The organism is Pseudoalteromonas sp. NEC-BIFX-2020_015, from assembly GCF_012952265.1.
Taxonomy (GTDB): Bacteria; Pseudomonadota; Gammaproteobacteria; order Enterobacterales; family Alteromonadaceae; genus Pseudoalteromonas; species Pseudoalteromonas neustonica.
Genome location: NZ_JABCJL010000025.1, coordinates 38,961 through 57,558 on the forward strand (window position 1 = coordinate 38,961; position 18,598 = coordinate 57,558).

Genomic DNA, 18,598 nt, shown 5'->3' on the forward strand with positions numbered 1-18,598 from the left:
ACAATAAAAAAGCCAAAAACAACCCTTTATCATTAACTTGTTAGGGGCTTGCAAATGGGGATTAAGTGGCACTGCGCGTAGATTGGGTTCAGCGCAACGAAACCCAACGAAAAAATATTCTGTGCGCACATTTAAACAGCGATGCCTAATTTATTTTTCTTTGCGTCACAATATTTGTATGTCATTAATTCACTGCGAGGTTAAGAGACGCTTCACTGCAGAAAAAGTTACACAAAATTAATCGCATGCTAGAAAAATTACTTTTTAGTAGGTTACTAATCGCTCAGTCAACTTTACAGGGTATTTGCACTTTGCTATATACCAGTTATTAGTTACATGTTCATACTCCCCGTAATCTTCACTTTCACTCCCAAATGTACATAAGCCTACTCCAAAAGGGTTACCAAAAGTAAAATACCCCTCTTCTTTTCTACCCTGAAATGAAAAGGTAAAGGCTTTTCTTACAAGCCAAATGTCATGAAACTGCTGGATCCAGAGCACATCTAAATTTTTATTAAGTAAAAAAAGCGTAAGCTCATCCACACTTGAATCTGTAACATTTATATACTCCTTACTCCCCCTTAAACTTACTAATTTAATTGGCAGCTTTGTATCATCTTCGCCACCTACCCATTGAACAGCCTGAAAGTTACCTTGTTCTGCGAGCAAAATTGCATGCTCTAAATCACTAGCATGTTCTACAAGGAAGTCTTTTACTTTCAATTCAGAATTTGTTGCGCTAAAAAATAAATATCCCACTACAAAAATAATAGACGGCACTGTAGATAAAGCAATAAGCCTGCGCATAAATACCCCCTAACTCACCCTGTGCATCAAACTAAGTGTGTAGCATTCTGCTACTTTCTCTCATCCATCAGCGTCACTAGCATCTGTTCAATATTCTTCACGCTGTAAGTTAGTGCACGCAGTAACTCCACTTGGTTTTGTGGCTCATCACTTTTAGCTTTCGTTGGCTGCGCCCCGGCTAGGTTATCTTTTTGAGCTAAAATTGCTTCGCGAAACTCGCTGGCATCAACCACTCCCAGTAATGAGACTAATGCACCATGACTTGATTGACCTGCCGTTTCAAAACTTAACCTATATAAACCAAACAATCGCATCAGTGGGCCTTGGCTTAATCCAACGTCGGTTATTTTTTCAAGCGGAATCGATTTTTCTTCTTTAAAAAATACCCCGCGTTTAACGACTAACTTGCGCTCAAGTAGTTCCGCTGACATTGCGGCTAAGATACTGCTACTCACTAGCCACACTATTAAGACAATGACGGGAATTAAAGGAATAGTAACAATACCTAATGTGCTTACACATAAAGCGAACACTAACCAATAAGATTTAATTTTTGGATCGAACGATGCGCTTTTTAAAGTAAAATCAGACATAAAACACCTTATAATTAAATACTTAACTTATCAAAATACGAGCGACATTTACGGCTCATCATTTTCAATAAGTAATACATAACCGGAAACTTGACCAAAAAAATTTGTAATTGGCCCTACATTTATCACTTTCCAACCATCTAGGTTTAGTTTGTATATTCGCTGATTAAGGGCTTCTGTATCTATTCCACCAAAAAAACGGGTCTTTTTAAATTCAATTATTTTTTGCACAACCACTTTTTCACCTTTTATAACTGAAATTCAAAATCATAAAAATGTACGCCACTTTCAATACGAATCACCATTTTACCGCTAAGACCTGCTAGTTCATTACTACCAGAGTCGGGGACTACATTTAAAATTAATGAATCTTGGCCTTTATCCATCGTACCAAAGTGTTGCAATACAAAACTGCCCTGCTTGCCAACAAGCGACCCAACAACTTGTTCAATTGCCACATAACCAGCACTGCCTTGAGTCGTGGTCATTGCGCTAAGCATTTCACCTGTACTCGTTGCATCAAGATCGCCGGTAAATGTTTTATCAATCGACATACGCCCTAAATTTACGCCGTCAATCCCTTTGGCGTAGCCCTCAATTGGATTGAGTTTTACATTAAATTGACCCGTTACGTTATGAGTTACCATACTAGTCCCTTATTTGTTATTTTAATTGGTTATTGAAATTATGATTAAAGTAACCATATCTATACCCTATTCACATAAAAGAATCCACCATGAGTAATAGCAAAAACGCGCAAAAAGACAAGGCTGCTTTTAGTAGTTTAATTCCGATTTTTCAGTTTATTAAACCTTATAAATGGGTAGTTTTTTCGGCGCTTATGGCGTTGCTCGTTACCGCGGGAGTTAATTTATCTCTTGGCCAAGGAGTTAAATTTGTAATCGACCATGGCTTTATTGCAGGCTCACAAGAGCAATTAAAGCAGGCTGTTTTAGTGCTAATAGGGCTGATCAGCCTATTAGCCATTGGCACCTTTAGCCGCTTTTATTTAATGTCGTGGATTGGGGAGCGCGTTAGTAACGACATTCGTAAAGCGGTATTTAACCGCATAGTGACTTTGCACCCTAGCTACTTTGAAGAAAACCGCAGTGGCGAGTTAATGTCACGCTTAACAACCGACACCACCTTGCTGCAATCAATTATTGGTTCGTCATTTTCAATGGCACTACGAAGCGCCCTCATGCTCGTTGGTGGCCTAGTCATGCTGTTATTTACTAATTTAAAGCTCACTTTAGTCGTGGTTGCCTGTGTACCTTTGGTGTTAGTGCCAATGATGGTGTTTGGTAAGAAGGTGCGTAAATTAGCCAGCTCTAGCCAAGATGCGATTGCTGACATAAGCACATACGCCGGTGAGATCATTCAAAATATTAAAGTGGTGCAAAGTTATAGCCACGAACAACGAGAACAACACGCGTTCGCTCTAGAAACCGAAAAAGCCTTTGCCGTTGCTAAAAGCCGTATTAAGCAGCGTTCATTTTTAATCGCCGCAGTGATATTTTTAACTTTCAGCGCTATTAGTGTAATGCTGTGGGTTGGCGGCAGTGATGTACTTGCAGGTACGATGAGCGGTGGTGAGTTAGGCGCATTTGTGTTTTACGCCATTATGGTAGCGATGTCAGTGGCAACCGTTGCCGAGGTATACGGTGAACTACAGCGCGCAGCAGGTGCTGCAGCACGCTTACTGGAGTTATTGGCCGTCAAAAGCGAAATTGTTAACCCTGAACAGCCCCTTGATGAAAAGCTACATCCAAAATCCGGTATTGCGGCAATTGAACTCAACAACATTACGTTTAACTACCCATCTCGTCCTGATGTTAGCGCACTGAAGAACGTATCGCTAACTATTAAGCAAGGCCAAACTGTGGCGATAGTTGGCCCCTCAGGAGCCGGTAAAACAACTTTATTTGAACTACTACAACGCTTTTACGACCCAGCCACCGGCGCCATTGAATTCCACGGAATTGATATAAAAGATCTATCGCTTAATCGGCTGCGCAACAGTATGGGTATGGTCGCACAAAATCCCATTTTATTTAGCTCCGATGTTATGCACAATATTCGCTATGGCAACCCTGATGCGACTGACGAACAAGTCTACGCAGCAGCTAAACATGCTCACGCCGATGAGTTTATCGCGCAACTACCAAACGGCTATGAAAGCTTTTTAGGTGAGCAAGGTGTGCGTTTATCTGGTGGCCAAAAACAGCGTATTATATTAGCACGCGCTATATTAAAAGACCCCGAAATACTATTACTCGATGAAGCGACCAGTGCTCTTGATGCACAAAGCGAACACCACGTTCAAGCTGCACTAGAACACTTAATGCAAAACCGCACTACGCTAATTATTGCCCATCGCTTGGCCACAGTAAAACATGCTGATGTAATCGTAGTGATGGAACATGGTGAAATTATAGCTACAGGTACTCACCAACAACTATTAACAAGCAATCCGCTGTATCAAAAGCTGTGTGAGCTGCAATTTAATAGGGATTAAAGGGGGGGGGTTAAGCTGGAAGGTAAAAAGCTGTAAGCTGTAAGTTGTAAGCTGTAAGTTGTAAGTTGTAAGTAAAAAAGGATATGCAGAAATTTTATGTGCCTGTCCCTAATTATTGCGATTGAATCAAAATATGAACTCCGCTATGGTTAAACCATCAAGAAAAATAAATTAAAAACGAGTTATTTTACAGGCTCGTTAGGTGCAAAACAAACTTATGCATTCGAGGCAACTATGGATAAATACAATCCTGAGCAACCAGTAAATTCTAAACATTGGTTAGCACTCGATGAAGCTATACGAATTGAACTGGTTCGTGATTTTCACTCAGAGTTAGGCCTTGAAATGGCTGATGATGCTTTAAGCTTACATTCAACAATCCATGTCCTAGTTGAAAATCAATTAGCTATGGGGTTGAATTCATACCTGAAACTATTGCTAAACTTACAAGGCAAGGTTTGAATCGACATGAAGCAATCCATGCTATTGGTGCGCTAATCTCAGAAGATATCTTTGATGTTCTAAATGGAAACGCAGAAGAGTTTTCTCAAAAAAAGTACAGAAGAAAACTTGAAAAAATCACAGCTAAAAGGTGGCTCAAAGGGCAGTATTAAAATTTGCACCTAATCGCGTAGCCACCGGTCTCTAACCTCCAGCCCCACACCACCCATCATGCGCTTTTTATTAACAGGAAGTGTAATGGGCGGTTCTTCTTCCGCAATGAATATTGATCCAAATAGCTTTCAGCTTTTAAGTTTCATCAGTAAATTAACTTTGTGTATTAGGTACTATTTGAATTTCGACGCGACGGTTTTGAGCTCGCCCGTTGGCGTTATCATTACCTGCTATAGGGCGCGTTTCTCCGTAGCCACGAGTACTGATACGTGCTGCTAAAATTTGTTGATTCACTAAATATCCCTTAACGCTTTGCGCACGCTGCTGCGATAAGGTCATATTATAGCTGTCTTTCCCTGTGCTGTCGGTGTGGCCTTCAATGCTTAAATATGTTTTTTCATATTTATTCATTACTTTAGCGATAGCGTCCAAAGTGTTGTGAAAGCCAGATGAAATATAAGATTGATCAGTGGCAAAGGTGATATTAGATGGCATAACTAAACGTAGATTATCACCTTCGCGAATAACCTCTACGCCAGAGCCTGCGAGCTCATCGCGAAAGGCCGCTTCTTGTTTATCCATATAATCACCAATCGCAGCACCCGCTAAAGCACCAATGGCAGCACCAATAAAAATACGTTTATCATCATGATCACCGGTGGCTTTGCCCAATACAGCTCCTGTTGCAGCACCAATTGCAGCGCCAGTTCCTGTTTTGGTGGTTTCACACCCTGTAAGTAATAGCGCTAACGCCGTGGCTGTTACTAATGGTTTGATTATAGTCATGATGTATCCTGCCTATTAATTATTTCAATAACAGCAAGTATGCAAACACATCAATGAACAAACTATGAAGAAGGAGTTAATAAAAGCCCAGGGTTGGCTGTTCAATAGGAGGTAAGTTATAAGGTGCCACAAGATCAGTAAGCTCACCACTTTGCGCCAACAACTTCATATGATGCTCTATTTCGATGGCTAAAGGGGTATTTTTAAATTGACGACTTAATACAAAATAACCATATATAACATCATCATAACGATAAGACATTTTTTTTAATTTATTTATTGGTTGATTTAACACGCTCATAGAGTGTTCAGCGGTCTCCTCCACTGCCACAACCAAATCGACTCGGCCTTTTAAAAGCATATCTATTGCATTCTTTTCAGATAATGCTTCAATTTTTTCTAACTTTTGATCCTGATCAAAACGCTTAAAGTGAGCAGCACCACGCATTACCGCTACTTTTTTGCCATATAAATCACCGTAGTTTTGAACAGCTAACTCACTATCGTGACGACCGTAAAACACAAAAGAAGACGATAAAATCATATACGGGGGCATTAAAAAATGCATTTGAGTTTGACGCTCTACGGTACGGATGAGTCCGCCCATAGCATTTACCTCACCATCCTCAAGCATTTTTAAACAGCGAGGAAAAGGACAAGCAACTAACTCAATCTTAAAAGGGACCCGTGCTTGAATCGCCTCAGCAATATCAACTATTGCACCTGTTATATCACCCTCTTCATTTATCTGACTATACGGGGGAGCATGATCAACGGCTAACGATAGCCTTGGGATAGGGGCAGCCGATACCTTCATCAAAAATGATAAAGCGAATAACGACAGCAATAAAATTTTATCAATTAGGCGCATAACGACCAGTCAAAAGTGTAACTTATGACCATTGTACTAAGGTACAAACGATAAAGACCATATAAATGTCACAAAATTTTGTCATAATGCAATAGCGTATACCCAAAGGATCATAAATATCATGTTGTTAGCTATTTTTAAGCAGTTTTTTTTACTTGGCTGTATGAGTTTTGGTGGGCCTGCCGCCCACCTTGGCTACTTTAAACGTCACTTTGTTGATAATTTAAATTGGTTAGACAATCAACGTTACGCGCAATTGATCAGCTTAAGTCAAGCGCTGCCGGGCCCAGGGTCTAGCCAAGTTGGTTTTGCTATTGGCGTAGAGCGCAGTGGTGTACTGGGTGGTATTGCTGCATTTATTGGCTTTACTTTGCCATCATTTCTAATCATGGTGTTATTGGCTATTAGCGCCCATCAATTTGATGCTATTTACTTTGCAATTATCGCAGGCTTAAAGTTGTTTGCAGTTGTAATTGTTGCTGATGCCATTGTTAGTATGGCAAAAAGCTTTTGTACTAGCTGGGCACTTAAAGCACTTGCTACACTGAGCACGTTAGCCTTAATTTTACTGCCCAACATGACAACGCAAATCGCAGTATTAGTTATTGCAGCAGTAATTGGGGCTATCTGGCCTCTATTGAATTTAGAAAAAAGCACTATCTCCTCTCCCACGACAAAAAGTGGTATAAATTGGGTTGCCTTAGCTTTATTTTCGTTGTTATTAATAATTAGCTTCATTCCTCTAGGGCAAGAGTTAGGTTTGTTTGCACCATTTTATCAAGCTGGAGCATTAGTCTTTGGCGGCGGGCATGTTGTATTGCCTCTACTACAAGCAGGCTTACCAAGCTTAGGCACTGAACAATTTTTAAGTGCATATGCCAGCGCGCAAGCCGTACCGGGACCTATGTTTACCATTGCCACTTACTTAGGCGCACAACTGACAGATACTCAACCTATCATTGGCGCACTCATAGCGACTGTATTGATTTTTTTACCTGGCTTACTGCTTATGCTCGCCTTTCAAAAAAGTTGGCTACAACTAGCACAGCGTCCGCGATTTGCCAGCAGTATAGCTGCACTTAACGCCGCTGTTGTTGGATTTTTAGCGGCAGCACTTTATTCGCCAATTTGGACTTCCGCGGTACATAACATATGGCACATTGCCCTTGTTATTGCTGCATTTGCATGGCTAAGAATGGCAAAGCCACCTATTTGGTGGCTACTGCTTGGGTTTATTGGCGTGGGTCTGCTTCAGTATTATTTACCACTTTAATTGTGGGTTTGATACTTGTAGGTGCACTTGCTGGGGGGCTAAACTGCCCCGTGACACTTTGATACGGGCGTAAATCAAATAGAGGGAGTACTGCAAGCAGATGATCCATAATTTCTGCTTGTAAATGCTCGTAAGATATCCAGCGCTTATCTTCACTAAAGCAATAAAACTCAATTGGCAATCCATGATTCAGTGGCTGTAATTCGCGAACCATAAGCGTTAATGCAGTATTAACTTTACTATGGCGCTTTAAATAACCTTCCGCGTAACGTCGAAACAAGCCTAAATTAGAAACAGGGTCAGGCAAAGTGCTTAATTTAATGTAATCTTTCAAAACAATTGATTGGCCAATCACTTTCTTCATTTCGTCATCAGCTAAACGAATACTGTTCATATCAATATTAAGTGAGCGCTTAATACGACGACCGCCAGACTCTTGCATCCCGCGCCAGTTTTTGAACGAGCCGGCAACTAACATATAGGTCGGAATGGTGGTAATCGTGTTATCCCAGTTACGTACTTTTACAGTATTTAAACCCAGATCAATCACTTCACCATCAGCGCCATAGTTTTCAACTTGAATCCAATCCCCATAAGTTACTAAGCGATTAGCCGCAATTTGAATACTGGCAACAAAACCTAAAATGGTATCTTTAAAAACTAACAAAGTAACTGCGGCGATAGCACCAAAGCCTGAAAGAATATACGTTGGTGATTTCTCTAGTACGATACTGACGATTAAAATAGCGCAAATCATAAAGGTGATTAATTTAACAACTTGAATTAAGCCTTGAATTGGCACCTCTCGCGCAAACTCAAGTTGGTTATAAATACCACCAGCAATACTCACCAAACTACTAATAATAAAGCCCACATGGATAATTAAAATAGTCTGACCAATAGTTTTTAATACCTCTCCTGCAAGCTCACTAACCGGGTATACGCTATCAAACGTGGCTAAAAATAAAACACAGCACAACATACCAGCAAAGCGACGGTTGAGCTTGTCTATCATCGGGGCTAGTACGCCAATTCGTTCAGGAGATAGCTTTGTTACTACTTTTTGAATACCTGGCAACATTAAACGACGAGTAAACAAGTACACTACTAATAAGGAAAAAACACCTATAGATACGGCAGTCAGTGAGCTAAACCACGTAGATTCTGGCATGCCTTCAAACCAAGGTTGAACTAGCTGCTGTAAATGAATTGGAGTCGTCATGGTAATTCAATTTCCTTGCTGCGTGCAGCTATGTGAGCTGCATCCTAAATTACGTTTATAGCGACTAACCTAATTATTAGTTAGCCACAGCTGATTGATACACTGCCTATCGATTACTTGGATTGCTGCTCAAGCTGAGTCAGCTGCTGCTCTTTATCTTGCCACAAACGGTTTAGTTCTGATTGAAAGCGCACTCTAAACTCATTATCACCCGTGTAATCGCCTATTAACTCCTCACTCACAGGCATTACTTCAACGTGAACATTGATGTTCTTTACCCGCCCACTGGCAAAATCCACAAATGTTGGGATCCCATCAGGATACTGTATTGTTACATTCACAACTTTAGATATTTGATCTCCCATAGCCTGCATTACAAAAGCAATACCACCTGCTTTAGGCTTAAGCAAATGCGGAAATGGGCTATTTTGGCGCTGATGTTTTGCAGGCGTATAACGCGTGCCTTCTACAAAATTAACAATGCTAACAGGCATCTCTTTAAATTTTTCGCAGGCTTTGCGGGTCGTTTCTAAATCTTTACCGCGCAGCTTTGGATTTTTCTTAAGCTGACTTTTACTGGTACGCGTCATAAATGGAAAATCTAAAGCCCACCACGCTAAACCTAAAATAGGCACGTAAATTAATTCTTTTTTCAAAAAGAAATTTAAAAATGGTATACGGCGATTAAGTAAACGCTGTAACACCAATATATCGACCCAGCTTTGGTGATTAGCGATAATTAAATACCAGTCTTTTAGTTTTACTTGTTCAAGACCTGTCACGTTTAACTTATAGGGCGTAAATACATTCTGAGTTAAAGAGTTACACGTAACCCACATACTCGCGCACTTCTTCGCCGCCCAACTCATTGCTTTTTGCAGTGCTTTAATTGGCAGTAATTTTATTAGGCCAAAGATAAAAATAGGTATAAACCAAATTACAGTATTTAAGGTGTACAATAAAATACTAAAAATACAACGGATCAAAGACATTACTACTTAATTCCTTTCATTAAAACTGCTCAACAACTCATTACACAACACTCAGTGGCGTAATTAATCTTCAAAATAAGTATACCCTTCAAGGCCGGCATTAAGCTCTGCTAAATACTGTTCTTTAACAGGATCACTGACATCAAGTTGCTGCACTGTATTGGCAAAGTTATCTGCTAAAATGGCGCTATCATAGTCAACAAACTTTAATACATCCTTAACGCTGTCGCCTTTAATCGCATTAGTAAGTTGATAACCTTGCTCTGTGAGTTCCACATGCACAGAGTCTGTATCGCCAAACAGGTTATGTAAATCACCTAAAATCTCTTGATACGCACCAACCATAAACATTGCAATATGATATTGCTGCCCTGGTATATACTGTGGGATAGGCAAGCTTGTTTCAATACCTGCACCTTCAACATATTCGCGAATTTGGCCATCAGAATCACAGGTAATATCTTGAATAATGGCACGTTGCGTTAATGGTTTATCAAGATTTTCAATCGGCATTACTGGAAATAACTGCTGAATTCCCCATACATCAGGTAACGATTGGAACAATGAGAAATTAACGAACAATTTATCCGCTAGTTTTTCGTTTAGATCATCAAGTACCTCACGGTGAGCACGCGCATTGCTAAGCGATGCACGAACACGGTGTAATATTGTAAAGTACAATTGCTCAATTTTAGCCCATTCCAACATACTCACTAAGCCATGTACGTATTGATCATGAGCTTCGCTGAATAAATGCATTGCATCGTGATAAATTTCCAGCGCCATACGTGGGTTTAAGCGTTGTAAACACTGCCACATTTCATCTAGCACAAGCGCACTATTTGGTTGTGGCGCACTTGGGTTAATATGATTAGGTGCTTGTTCTACGTCAATTACGTCGGTGATCAACACCGCATGATGCGCCGTTAATGCGCGCCCAGATTCAGTGATAATTGCAGGGTGCGGCAAGTCATGCTGCTCACATACTTCAGCAAACGCATTCACTACATTACGCGCATATTCTTCAACGGTGTAGTTCATAGAGCATGCACTACGAGAGCCTGAGCCTTCGTAATCCACACCTAAGCCACCACCTACATCAACGGTATTTAATGGTACACCCAGTTGTGTTAATTCAGCAAAATGGCGTGAACACTCACGTAAAGCACGGTGGATATCTCGTATATTGGCAATTTGTGAACCTATATGAAAATGCACCATTTGCATTAAGTGTAATTTGTTATGCTGCTTAAGAACGTCAACGGCACTTAAAACTTGCCCTGCAGTTAAGCCAAACTTACCTTTTTCTCCGCCCGTGTTTTGCCATTTGCCTTTACCAACAGAATTTAAACGAATACGGATACCAATGGCAGGCTCAATATCTAAATCTTCTATTTCGGCTAACAATGTTGTTAGCTCTGAAAGCTTTTCAACCACAATTTTAACTTTATGGCCCATTGCTTGACCAATGCAGGCTAAACGTAAAAATTCACTGTCTTTGTAACCGTTACACACAATAGTAATCGGTGATTTTGCAACACCTAAAATCGCCATCAATTCGGGCTTTGAACCAGCCTCAAGACCAACAAGCCCACTTGGATGCGCCAGTAACTTGCTAACGACAGAGCGCTGCTGATTTACTTTTATCGGATATACACAGGTGTATTGACCTTGATAATCCCGCACATCACGCGCTTTACTAAAAGCGCTTGTGAGTGTATCAACACGATTTTGTAAAATATCAGTAAAGCGCACCAAAACAGGGAGAGTTAAACCCTGCTTTTTAAACTGCTCTGTTAATTCTGTAAGTGAAATCGCCGTTTTTGTTTGGTCGCCATCAGGAAAAGCCACCAGCTCACCTTGACTGTTAATATCAAAATAACCGTCACTCCAATGTGCAACATTATATGTAGCGCGTGCTGTGTCTAAACCCCAAGTCATGGCAAATTCTTCCAAGTGTTAACTAATGCATCTGTAATCGCGTATTTTAATACGTCAGTAGCCCCTACGCTAACAAAAATTGACCTTTAACCAAAGCACAGGTTAAATTATTCACAAGAACAGTAAAATTTCATTGAGCAAAACGCCAAGCACTGGCAGAATTGCCCCCTTTTTCGTCTTTAACTCAAAAAGTGTAATAGCAATCATGGCAAATTTAGATCAAAGTAACTGGTTTACCGAAATTAGTGAACGTGACGGCAGTGCGTTTTCTCTTCGCATCAATAAAAAGCTAGATGAAAAGCAATCGCCTTTTCAAAAAGTCGAAATGTACGAAACGACTGACTTTGGTAATCTAATGATTATTGATGGTTGTACAATGGTAAGTAGCCGCGAAAACTTTTTTTACCATGAAATGATCAGCCACCCTGCACTACTTGCTCATCCTAACCCTAAAAATGTAGTGATCATCGGCGGTGGTGACTGTGGTACTTTACGTGAAGCACTTAAACACCCAGATGTAGAATCGGTAACACAAATTGATATTGACGAAGTTGTGACACAAATGTCACTTAAATACTTTCCAGAGTTATGTGAAGCAAACCAAGACCCACGCGCAACAGTCATGTTTGATGATGGTATTAAATACATGCGAGAACTTGCTGCTGAGTCAATTGACGTAGTTATTGTTGATGGCACAGACCCTGTAGGCCCAGGCGAAGGACTATTTAACCATGCGTTCTACACTAGCTGCTTAAATGCTCTTCGCCCTGGTGGCATTATGGTGCAACAAAGTGAATCCCCTCTTATGCACATGCCATTACTTGTTGAAATGCGTGACGCAATGACTGAAGTGGGCTTTAAGGATTTGCAAACATTGCCATTCCCACAACCTATTTACCCAAGTGGTTTATGGTCTGTGACGCTTGCACGCAAAGGTGAAGCATTTGCAGGCTTTAGAGAAGATGCTGCCGCAGAGCTGGCGCAAAGTACGCAATACTACAATAACGGTATTCACCACGGCGCACTTGCAATCCCAAACTTTATGAAACGCGCTTTTGAGAAAAAGTAAGCAATAATATACCCAGGCCACCTCAAGATGCAGAATTCGCATCTTGAGGTGGCTTGGGTATAAAGTAGCAAAAAAGGGTTCGTATGAACCCTTTTTTAATTTTTGACACCTAAAAAATGCTCACATCAAAAACGCCACTGTGCGTTAAGTAAAACTTGCTGCTGTGATATTCTTGATGCTATACCAATCGCTTTGCGGTTATCAGCTTGACTGCGCAAAGCCGAACCTTCAATTCCTAACTGCCACTGTGGTGTTAACTGGTAACGCCAAGTTGCTGTAATTCCTTCGCCATGGCTTGCATTTGGATCAAACGCCCAATCGTCTTTATCAGTCACTTTAAAATAATCATAACGAATAGATAATCTATGCTCTGCTATTTTATGACTTAGTAAAAAAAAGTGACTATAAAAACGGTTATCAACACCTCTATTTTTCCCCATCGCAGTACTGCCTGACATAGCCTGAGTTATCAAACGTGTTTTGGCCGTAAATTTATAAAGCCATGCAGCGCTTGAGAATCGGGTATCCCATGCATATTGCCCAATACTGTAATTGATCGCGGCAGGATCACCGTTGTTATCGTAATAATAAAAACGAAATTGTGATTTTTTTAAATAATCCCAATGAATCCCTGTGTAATAACCATAACGGCCATCCACCTCTTCAAAAGGCAAAACCTGATTTGCTTGATGCTGTAATTGGGGTGTATTTAAAGAAGCCACTGGCGCAAATGCAACACCTTCGTTAAACGTTGTTTGGCGATCGTGCATGGCAAAACCACGCCACGCCAATAATGTGCCAGCAGGATCGTTACCTTTAAATGTAGCTCCTACAAATGCAAAGCTGTGGGCACTATTAAAGCTTCGCCCAGGGCGCTTAATGGTTGCTTCAACACCCAGAGTGCGTACTTCTTCACCTATCCATGAATTTATGGCGGAGTTAGTGTAGTTATAAGGTGAGATCCAACCCATATCTGGATTCTCTAGTGACAATAAAGGGAAAAATCCACCTACGCGCACATGCCACTTATATTTACTTTTAGTTAGCGGCTTATATTGTAAATACGCTTGGCTAAAGCCTAAAGTAGGCTCAGGATCTTGGTAAGCATTAATCACTCCATGGGCTGACCAATCAGTACTCAAGTCTGCTCTAAAATCAATTAACCCTTGTGAAAGTAGCACGCCATCGTTTTCACTGTCATAGCGATAAAGCCCTACACCACCTTCTTGCCAACTCGATTGCGAATCGCCTTTTACAGCACTAACGTGTAATAGCCCTTTAATTTGCGCATTTACATTGGTGGCGCTTAATAAGCCAACTAAAGCGACAACACCTAGTGAGTTTTTAATAATCATCAAATTCATCTACACCAATTGCAACACGTGGTATTACTTTTTGCTTAAGTTGATAACGCAAATTTTTGTTCGAAACAGTCACCGCTTGTGACTCTGTTGAACTAATATCACTAAACCCCTCATGCCAAACATTGAGTGTGTATTCGCCTTGTGGGCTGTTTAATGATAACCGCCCCTGCTCATCGGTTATGGCATAAAACAGGCTATCTACTACAACGATATAACCCAACATCCAGTCATGAATATTACAACCTAACTCCACCACACCCGTTTGTTCAAATGTAATAGGCGCCTGTGGTTGCTCACGATACAACTTGAGCTCAAACGATTTGCTTTTAGAAAATGAATACACATGGTGCATGATTGAATCCGCGTTCGGAAATTCAACCTGAGCGTTTTTAGGCACAACTAAAACATGTGGCGTAAACTGGCGTTCCTGCTGCTTCATCATAAAGGGGGCGTTTGGTAATTCATTATCTAGCATCGTCACTGATGACGTTAACCATACAACGGCATTAGGCAGCGGTTGCTGATTTTGATCATAAATTGTAATAGTGGCTGCATGGCTTTTAAATACCATAAAAATTAATGCAATTACGAGTACAAGCTTCATCGTCTTAAGATCTTATTATTTGATTTAATTCATTATAGACCTATTTTATGAGCAAAATGTTACTTAATTAAAATATTATTTAGTCTGTTTAATAGATTGAATACGTATGCAGTCATCTCGTAATCAAAGCCTCCGCGCTTTATGCTAACTGATTAAAATAGCGTTAACCTCAAGGATCAGTCATGCGATTACCTTTGCTACTTCTGCTTACACTTTCAAGTGCTTGCTTTGCTAAAGATACAACAATTCAATCCCCCAATGGGAAAATAAAAATAACGGTATCAGATACGCACTCCACACCAAGCTACAAAATCAGTTTTAACAATAAAGAAGTTATTCAAAACTCATCGCTTGGTTTTAATTTTAAACAACAGGCCTCTTTCGCTGAAGGCTTTAAAATCACTAAAACATCTAACAATCAAGTAAATAGTCAATGGCAGCAACCGTGGGGCGAGCGTCAAACTATTATAGATAAGCATAATGAGCTAACGGTTACCTTTAATAAACCTGCGCCGCACGGTGGCACTTACATAGTCCGCTTTAAGGCCTTTAATAGCGGGGTAGGATTTCGCTACGAAGTGCCCAAACAAACGGGTTTTGAGAGCATTGAAATCACTAAAGAGCTAACCGAGTTTGCAATTGCCAACGCCGATAAAGCAACCGCGTGGTGGATCCCTGCGCGTGGCTGGAACCGCTATGAATATGTTTATAACACCACACCATTGCAACAAGCTGGGCTTGTACATACCCCTTTTACTTTTAAAAATGCAGACGGTGTACATGTCAGTATTCACGAGGCGGCTTTAGTTGATTATGCAGGTATGGTGCTTAATCAACGTCGCCCGGGGACATTTCAGGCAGACCTAACTCCTTGGTCTGATGGTATTGCAGTTAAAAAACACGGTGCTTTTAATACCCCTTGGCGTACAATTCAAATCGGTGAAAAAGCCGTTGATTTGATTAATTCAGATATAATTTTAAACCTCAATGAACCTAACAAGCTCGGCGATGTTTCATGGGTTAAACCGGGTAAATATGTTGGTATTTGGTGGGGTATGCACATCAACGAAACAACGTGGGGTAGCGGTGAAAAACATGGCGCAACAACACAAAATACCAAGTATTACATGGATTTTGCTGCCAAATATGGTTTTGATGGCGTATTAGTTGAAGGCTGGAACATTGGCTGGGACGGAGACTGGTTTTTCAATGGTGACGTATTTAGTTTTACTAAACCTTATAATGATTTTGATATTGATGAACTAACTCGTTACGGCAAACAAAAAGGCGTTCAGCTAATTGGCCATCACGAAACATCTGGTAACGTCAGTAACTATCGCAACCAAATGAATGATGCCTACGCACTCTATGAAAAAGCGAACGTGAGCCAAGTAAAAACAGGCTATGTAGCTGATGGCGGCAATATAAAACGTATCGATGATAATGGCATTGCACGTCATGAGTGGCACGACGGTCAATTTATGGTTAACGAATACCTTCATAGTGTAAAACTCGCAGCTAAACATAAAATCAGTATTAACACCCATGAGCCAATTAAAGACACAGGTCTGCGTCGTACTTACCCTAACTGGATAGCGCGCGAAGGAGCTCGCGGCCAAGAATTTAACGCATGGGGTACGCCACCTAATCCACCTGAACATATTCCTATGCTTGCTTTTACACGTATGCTAGCTGGGCCAATGGATTTTACACCGGGTATTTTTGATATGGGCTTTAATGGTTTAGGCGCAAAAACTAACCGCCCACAAACCACGCTAGCGAAACAACTCGCTTTGTATGTCGTGATGTACAGCCCAATTCAAATGGCCGCAGATTTACCGCGCAACTATTTAGCAAAACCTGAGGCATTTCAATTTATTCAAGATGTACCAACCGACTGGCAACACAGTATTGCGCTTGCAGGTGAAGTTGGCGACTACATAGTGTTTGCACGAAAAGAACGTAAACGCGATGGTTATTCTGGTAACGACTGGTATTTAGGCGCTGTCACTGATGAACATGCCCGCACGGTTGATATTAAGCTCGACTTTTTGGATGGCGATAAAGTATTTGAAGCGCAAATATACCGCGATGGCAAAAACGCAGAATGGAAAAACAACCCATACGATATAAAAATTGAACAGCGTATTGTATCGGCTAAAGACACTATTTCATTAAAACTCGCCACCAGCGGCGGCACTGCAATTCGATTTAAAGCACTATAAACACGCCCAGCGCCAACCCGAGCCGGTTGGCGCATTAAGCAATTAATTAAGCTATAAAACAAAACTTCTTCGCATCAACTTTCATCACATTTATTAATTTAACTAATTGAAATTTAAAATACTTAAAACTGCTGCAATACTTTGTAATAGATTTATTCCTGCGCGTAACCTATCTTTGTTCACAGTCATTTCATTAACATAATAGCAACACCGTCATTTCTCCTAGAAATTTACTACACAATCAAGGAATATGAGCATGGAACCTGTATTAAGAAATACTCACTCAGTTATTAAAACACCCATAGTACTTGCGCTCACTTTCGCAAGTTTTACGGCACTTAGCACCAATGAGAACACACCATCACACGCCCAATACACCACGTCATCATCAGCGTGTGTTGCAAAAAAAGAATGGTTTAAATCTCCCGTAGTCCCACCAAAAGAAGGTAAAGATAGTCATTTTGCATTTGTGGATAACGAAGATAAATCAAGCAATTGTGATTTTCATCAGTGGTCATGGCAAAAGTTTTTATATCTAACCCAAGTAGATAAAAAAACAAACGATCTGGTTATGTTTGGTGATAACTACCGACAAGTAAATAATGAAATGATGCCTTATTTTGAGCCTTGGAATGACCTACTCAATCCCACCGGTTTTGAATTAAGTTCTCAATTGATCCTCGAGGACACAACGCAAGCAGGCAGTAGCCATGGCAAAATTTTTACTAAGTATGGTAATCAACCTGCTTATTATTCAATTCATATAAACCGTGAATTTATTCAATCTGCAGCTAAAAACCCGATCACTAGCGGTGATGAGTTTGCAGTGGGATCCGTTGAAATAAAGGCAGCATGGCTTGCCACAGATCAATTACGCGCCCTTTATACAGATAAAGAAATACACGCTAACTTTTACACCCGTAAAGCAATGATCAAAGCGGATAGTAAAACAATCAGCAATACCGAAGTTGCTTTAATAGGCATGCATGTTGTTGGCGTAGTTGAGAACCATCCTGAATTTATTTGGGCTACCTTTGAGCATCATACATCAGCACCTGATTATTACGGCTCTCCTGGTACATTTAAAAAAGTAACAACGCCTTATGAAAAAAATAAAGTCGTTAGTAGTGATGATAAATTTATTTTTTACAGAAAAAATACCACCGCAGGTAATGCAAATCTAAGTTACCCCGCAGAACAAACCACCACAAACACGTTTCGTTTATACCAATTTGGCGTACCTAATGGCGCGCCTTATACAAACGTTGCATCGTCAGATCAGCAAACTAGAGACGCCGAAAACTTTAATAACATTCAAGTACTCAATAATAGCGTTAAACAAGGCCTAACTAAGCATGACTCTCGTTGGCAACATTATTTTTATGCTGGAAGTGTGTGGTTAAGTACTCAAGGTTACAAATTTAATGAAGGGATCAGTGGAAATATTGTCCCACCCAATGCAAACGATAAATTACGAGGTTCGCTCGCGCTTGCCAACATAACCATGGAAACCTATACGCAAACCTATGGCGATCCAAATCAAAATAAAAGCTACTCGACTAATAACTGCTTTGCTTGTCATGCAACCAGTAAGGGTGAGTCAACGATGGAAGTAAGCCATATATTTAAGAACTTTCAAAAGTTACGTAGCAGTCACAGGCAAATCAATGCTGGCTCTACACATCAACGTTAATAATTTATTTGAATAGCTTAAAAAA

The 18,598-nt window shown here is 40.4% G+C and carries 18 protein-coding genes; 7 read left to right on the plus strand and 11 right to left on the minus strand.

Annotation, left to right across the window (positions count from 1 at the left end):
• Positions 1–264: 264 nt before the first annotated feature.
• From HH219_RS16740 to HH219_RS16755, 4 genes are read right to left on the minus strand one after another with little or no spacing between them, the layout of a single operon-like run.
• The gene (locus HH219_RS16740; protein ID WP_169328112.1) at positions 265–807 is read right to left on the minus strand and encodes a hypothetical protein; all 543 of its coding nucleotides are present in this window, start codon (positions 805–807) and stop codon (positions 265–267) included.
• A gap of 50 nt (positions 808–857) precedes the next feature.
• Positions 858–1,400 (minus strand): PH domain-containing protein, encoded by a 543-nt coding sequence (locus HH219_RS16745; protein ID WP_169328113.1) that lies wholly within the window; start codon positions 1,398–1,400, stop codon positions 858–860.
• Between the two features lie 48 nt (positions 1,401–1,448).
• Positions 1,449–1,631: a hypothetical protein gene (locus HH219_RS16750; protein ID WP_169328114.1), complete on the minus strand. Its 183-nt coding sequence runs from the start codon at positions 1,629–1,631 to the stop codon at positions 1,449–1,451.
• 17 nt (positions 1,632–1,648) lie between these two features.
• The gene (locus HH219_RS16755; RefSeq protein ID WP_169328115.1) at positions 1,649–2,047 is read right to left on the minus strand and encodes a DUF3224 domain-containing protein; all 399 of its coding nucleotides are present in this window, start codon (positions 2,045–2,047) and stop codon (positions 1,649–1,651) included.
• An 89-nt stretch (positions 2,048–2,136) separates the two neighbouring features.
• On the opposite strand from HH219_RS16755, the gene HH219_RS16760 reads away from it, so the two are divergent.
• The 3 genes from HH219_RS16760 (at position 2,137) to HH219_RS16770 (ending at position 4,532) form a co-directional block, all read left to right on the plus strand.
• Positions 2,137–3,918 carry an ABC transporter transmembrane domain-containing protein gene (locus HH219_RS16760; RefSeq protein ID WP_169328116.1) on the plus strand — a complete coding sequence of 594 codons (1,782 nt, stop codon included), beginning with the start codon at positions 2,137–2,139 and terminating at the stop codon, positions 3,916–3,918.
• Between the two features lie 234 nt (positions 3,919–4,152).
• Positions 4,153–4,380 (plus strand): hypothetical protein, encoded by a 228-nt coding sequence (locus tag HH219_RS16765; protein WP_169328117.1) that lies wholly within the window; start codon positions 4,153–4,155, stop codon positions 4,378–4,380.
• A complete protein-coding gene (locus HH219_RS16770; protein WP_169328118.1) occupies positions 4,377–4,532 on the plus strand; it encodes a hypothetical protein in 156 nt (51 codons plus the stop codon). The genes HH219_RS16765 and HH219_RS16770 overlap by 4 nt, the downstream gene beginning before the upstream one ends.
• A gap of 154 nt (positions 4,533–4,686) precedes the next feature.
• Here HH219_RS16770 and HH219_RS16775 read toward each other — a convergent pair whose 3' ends face one another.
• Both HH219_RS16775 and HH219_RS16780 read right to left on the minus strand, forming a co-directional pair.
• Positions 4,687–5,319: an OmpA family protein gene (locus HH219_RS16775; RefSeq protein ID WP_054206391.1), complete on the minus strand. Its 633-nt coding sequence runs from the start codon at positions 5,317–5,319 to the stop codon at positions 4,687–4,689.
• A gap of 76 nt (positions 5,320–5,395) precedes the next feature.
• On the minus strand, positions 5,396–6,190 hold the full coding sequence (locus HH219_RS16780) for a transporter substrate-binding domain-containing protein (protein ID WP_249118540.1): 795 nt from the start codon (positions 6,188–6,190) through the stop codon (positions 5,396–5,398).
• 121 nt (positions 6,191–6,311) lie between these two features.
• On the opposite strand from HH219_RS16780, the gene chrA reads away from it, so the two are divergent.
• Positions 6,312–7,463: a chromate efflux transporter gene (gene chrA / locus HH219_RS16785; RefSeq protein WP_169328119.1), complete on the plus strand. Its 1,152-nt coding sequence runs from the start codon at positions 6,312–6,314 to the stop codon at positions 7,461–7,463.
• Here the strand turns inward: chrA and HH219_RS16790 are convergent.
• The 3 genes from HH219_RS16790 to speA all read right to left on the minus strand — a co-directional run bounded on the left by HH219_RS16790 (position 7,423) and on the right by speA (position 11,618).
• A complete protein-coding gene (locus HH219_RS16790; RefSeq protein WP_169328120.1) occupies positions 7,423–8,685 on the minus strand; it encodes a mechanosensitive ion channel family protein in 1,263 nt (420 codons plus the stop codon). The two genes, chrA and HH219_RS16790, sit on opposite strands and share 41 nt — an antisense overlap.
• A 113-nt stretch (positions 8,686–8,798) precedes the next feature.
• Entirely contained in the window at positions 8,799–9,677 is an 879-nt protein-coding gene (locus HH219_RS16795) for an acyltransferase (protein ID WP_169328121.1), read from the minus strand.
• A gap of 63 nt (positions 9,678–9,740) precedes the next feature.
• Complete coding sequence (gene speA / locus HH219_RS16800) at positions 9,741–11,618, minus strand: biosynthetic arginine decarboxylase (RefSeq protein ID WP_054206387.1); 1,878 nt, start codon at positions 11,616–11,618, stop codon at positions 9,741–9,743.
• 205 nt (positions 11,619–11,823) lie between these two features.
• On the opposite strand from speA, the gene speE reads away from it, so the two are divergent.
• On the plus strand, positions 11,824–12,687 hold the full coding sequence (gene speE / locus HH219_RS16805; RefSeq protein WP_169328122.1) for a polyamine aminopropyltransferase: 864 nt from the start codon (positions 11,824–11,826) through the stop codon (positions 12,685–12,687).
• A 125-nt stretch (positions 12,688–12,812) separates the two neighbouring features.
• On the opposite strand, the gene HH219_RS16810 is transcribed toward speE, so the two are convergent.
• Together HH219_RS16810 and HH219_RS16815 are read right to left on the minus strand one after the other, a co-directional pair.
• Complete coding sequence (locus HH219_RS16810; protein WP_169328137.1) at positions 12,813–14,042, minus strand: hypothetical protein; 1,230 nt, start codon at positions 14,040–14,042, stop codon at positions 12,813–12,815.
• Positions 14,032–14,655 (minus strand): methylamine utilization protein, encoded by a 624-nt coding sequence (locus HH219_RS16815; RefSeq protein WP_169328123.1) that lies wholly within the window; start codon positions 14,653–14,655, stop codon positions 14,032–14,034. The genes HH219_RS16810 and HH219_RS16815 overlap by 11 nt, the downstream gene beginning before the upstream one ends.
• 182 nt (positions 14,656–14,837) lie before the next feature.
• On the opposite strand from HH219_RS16815, the gene HH219_RS16820 reads away from it, so the two are divergent.
• Both HH219_RS16820 and HH219_RS16825 read left to right on the plus strand, forming a co-directional pair.
• Positions 14,838–16,880 carry a glycoside hydrolase family 97 protein gene (locus tag HH219_RS16820; protein ID WP_169328124.1) on the plus strand — a complete coding sequence of 681 codons (2,043 nt, stop codon included), beginning with the start codon at positions 14,838–14,840 and terminating at the stop codon, positions 16,878–16,880.
• Between the two features lie 256 nt (positions 16,881–17,136).
• A complete protein-coding gene (locus HH219_RS16825) occupies positions 17,137–18,573 on the plus strand; it encodes a hypothetical protein (RefSeq protein ID WP_169328125.1) in 1,437 nt (478 codons plus the stop codon).
• The last annotated feature ends 25 nt before the right edge of the window (positions 18,574–18,598 follow it).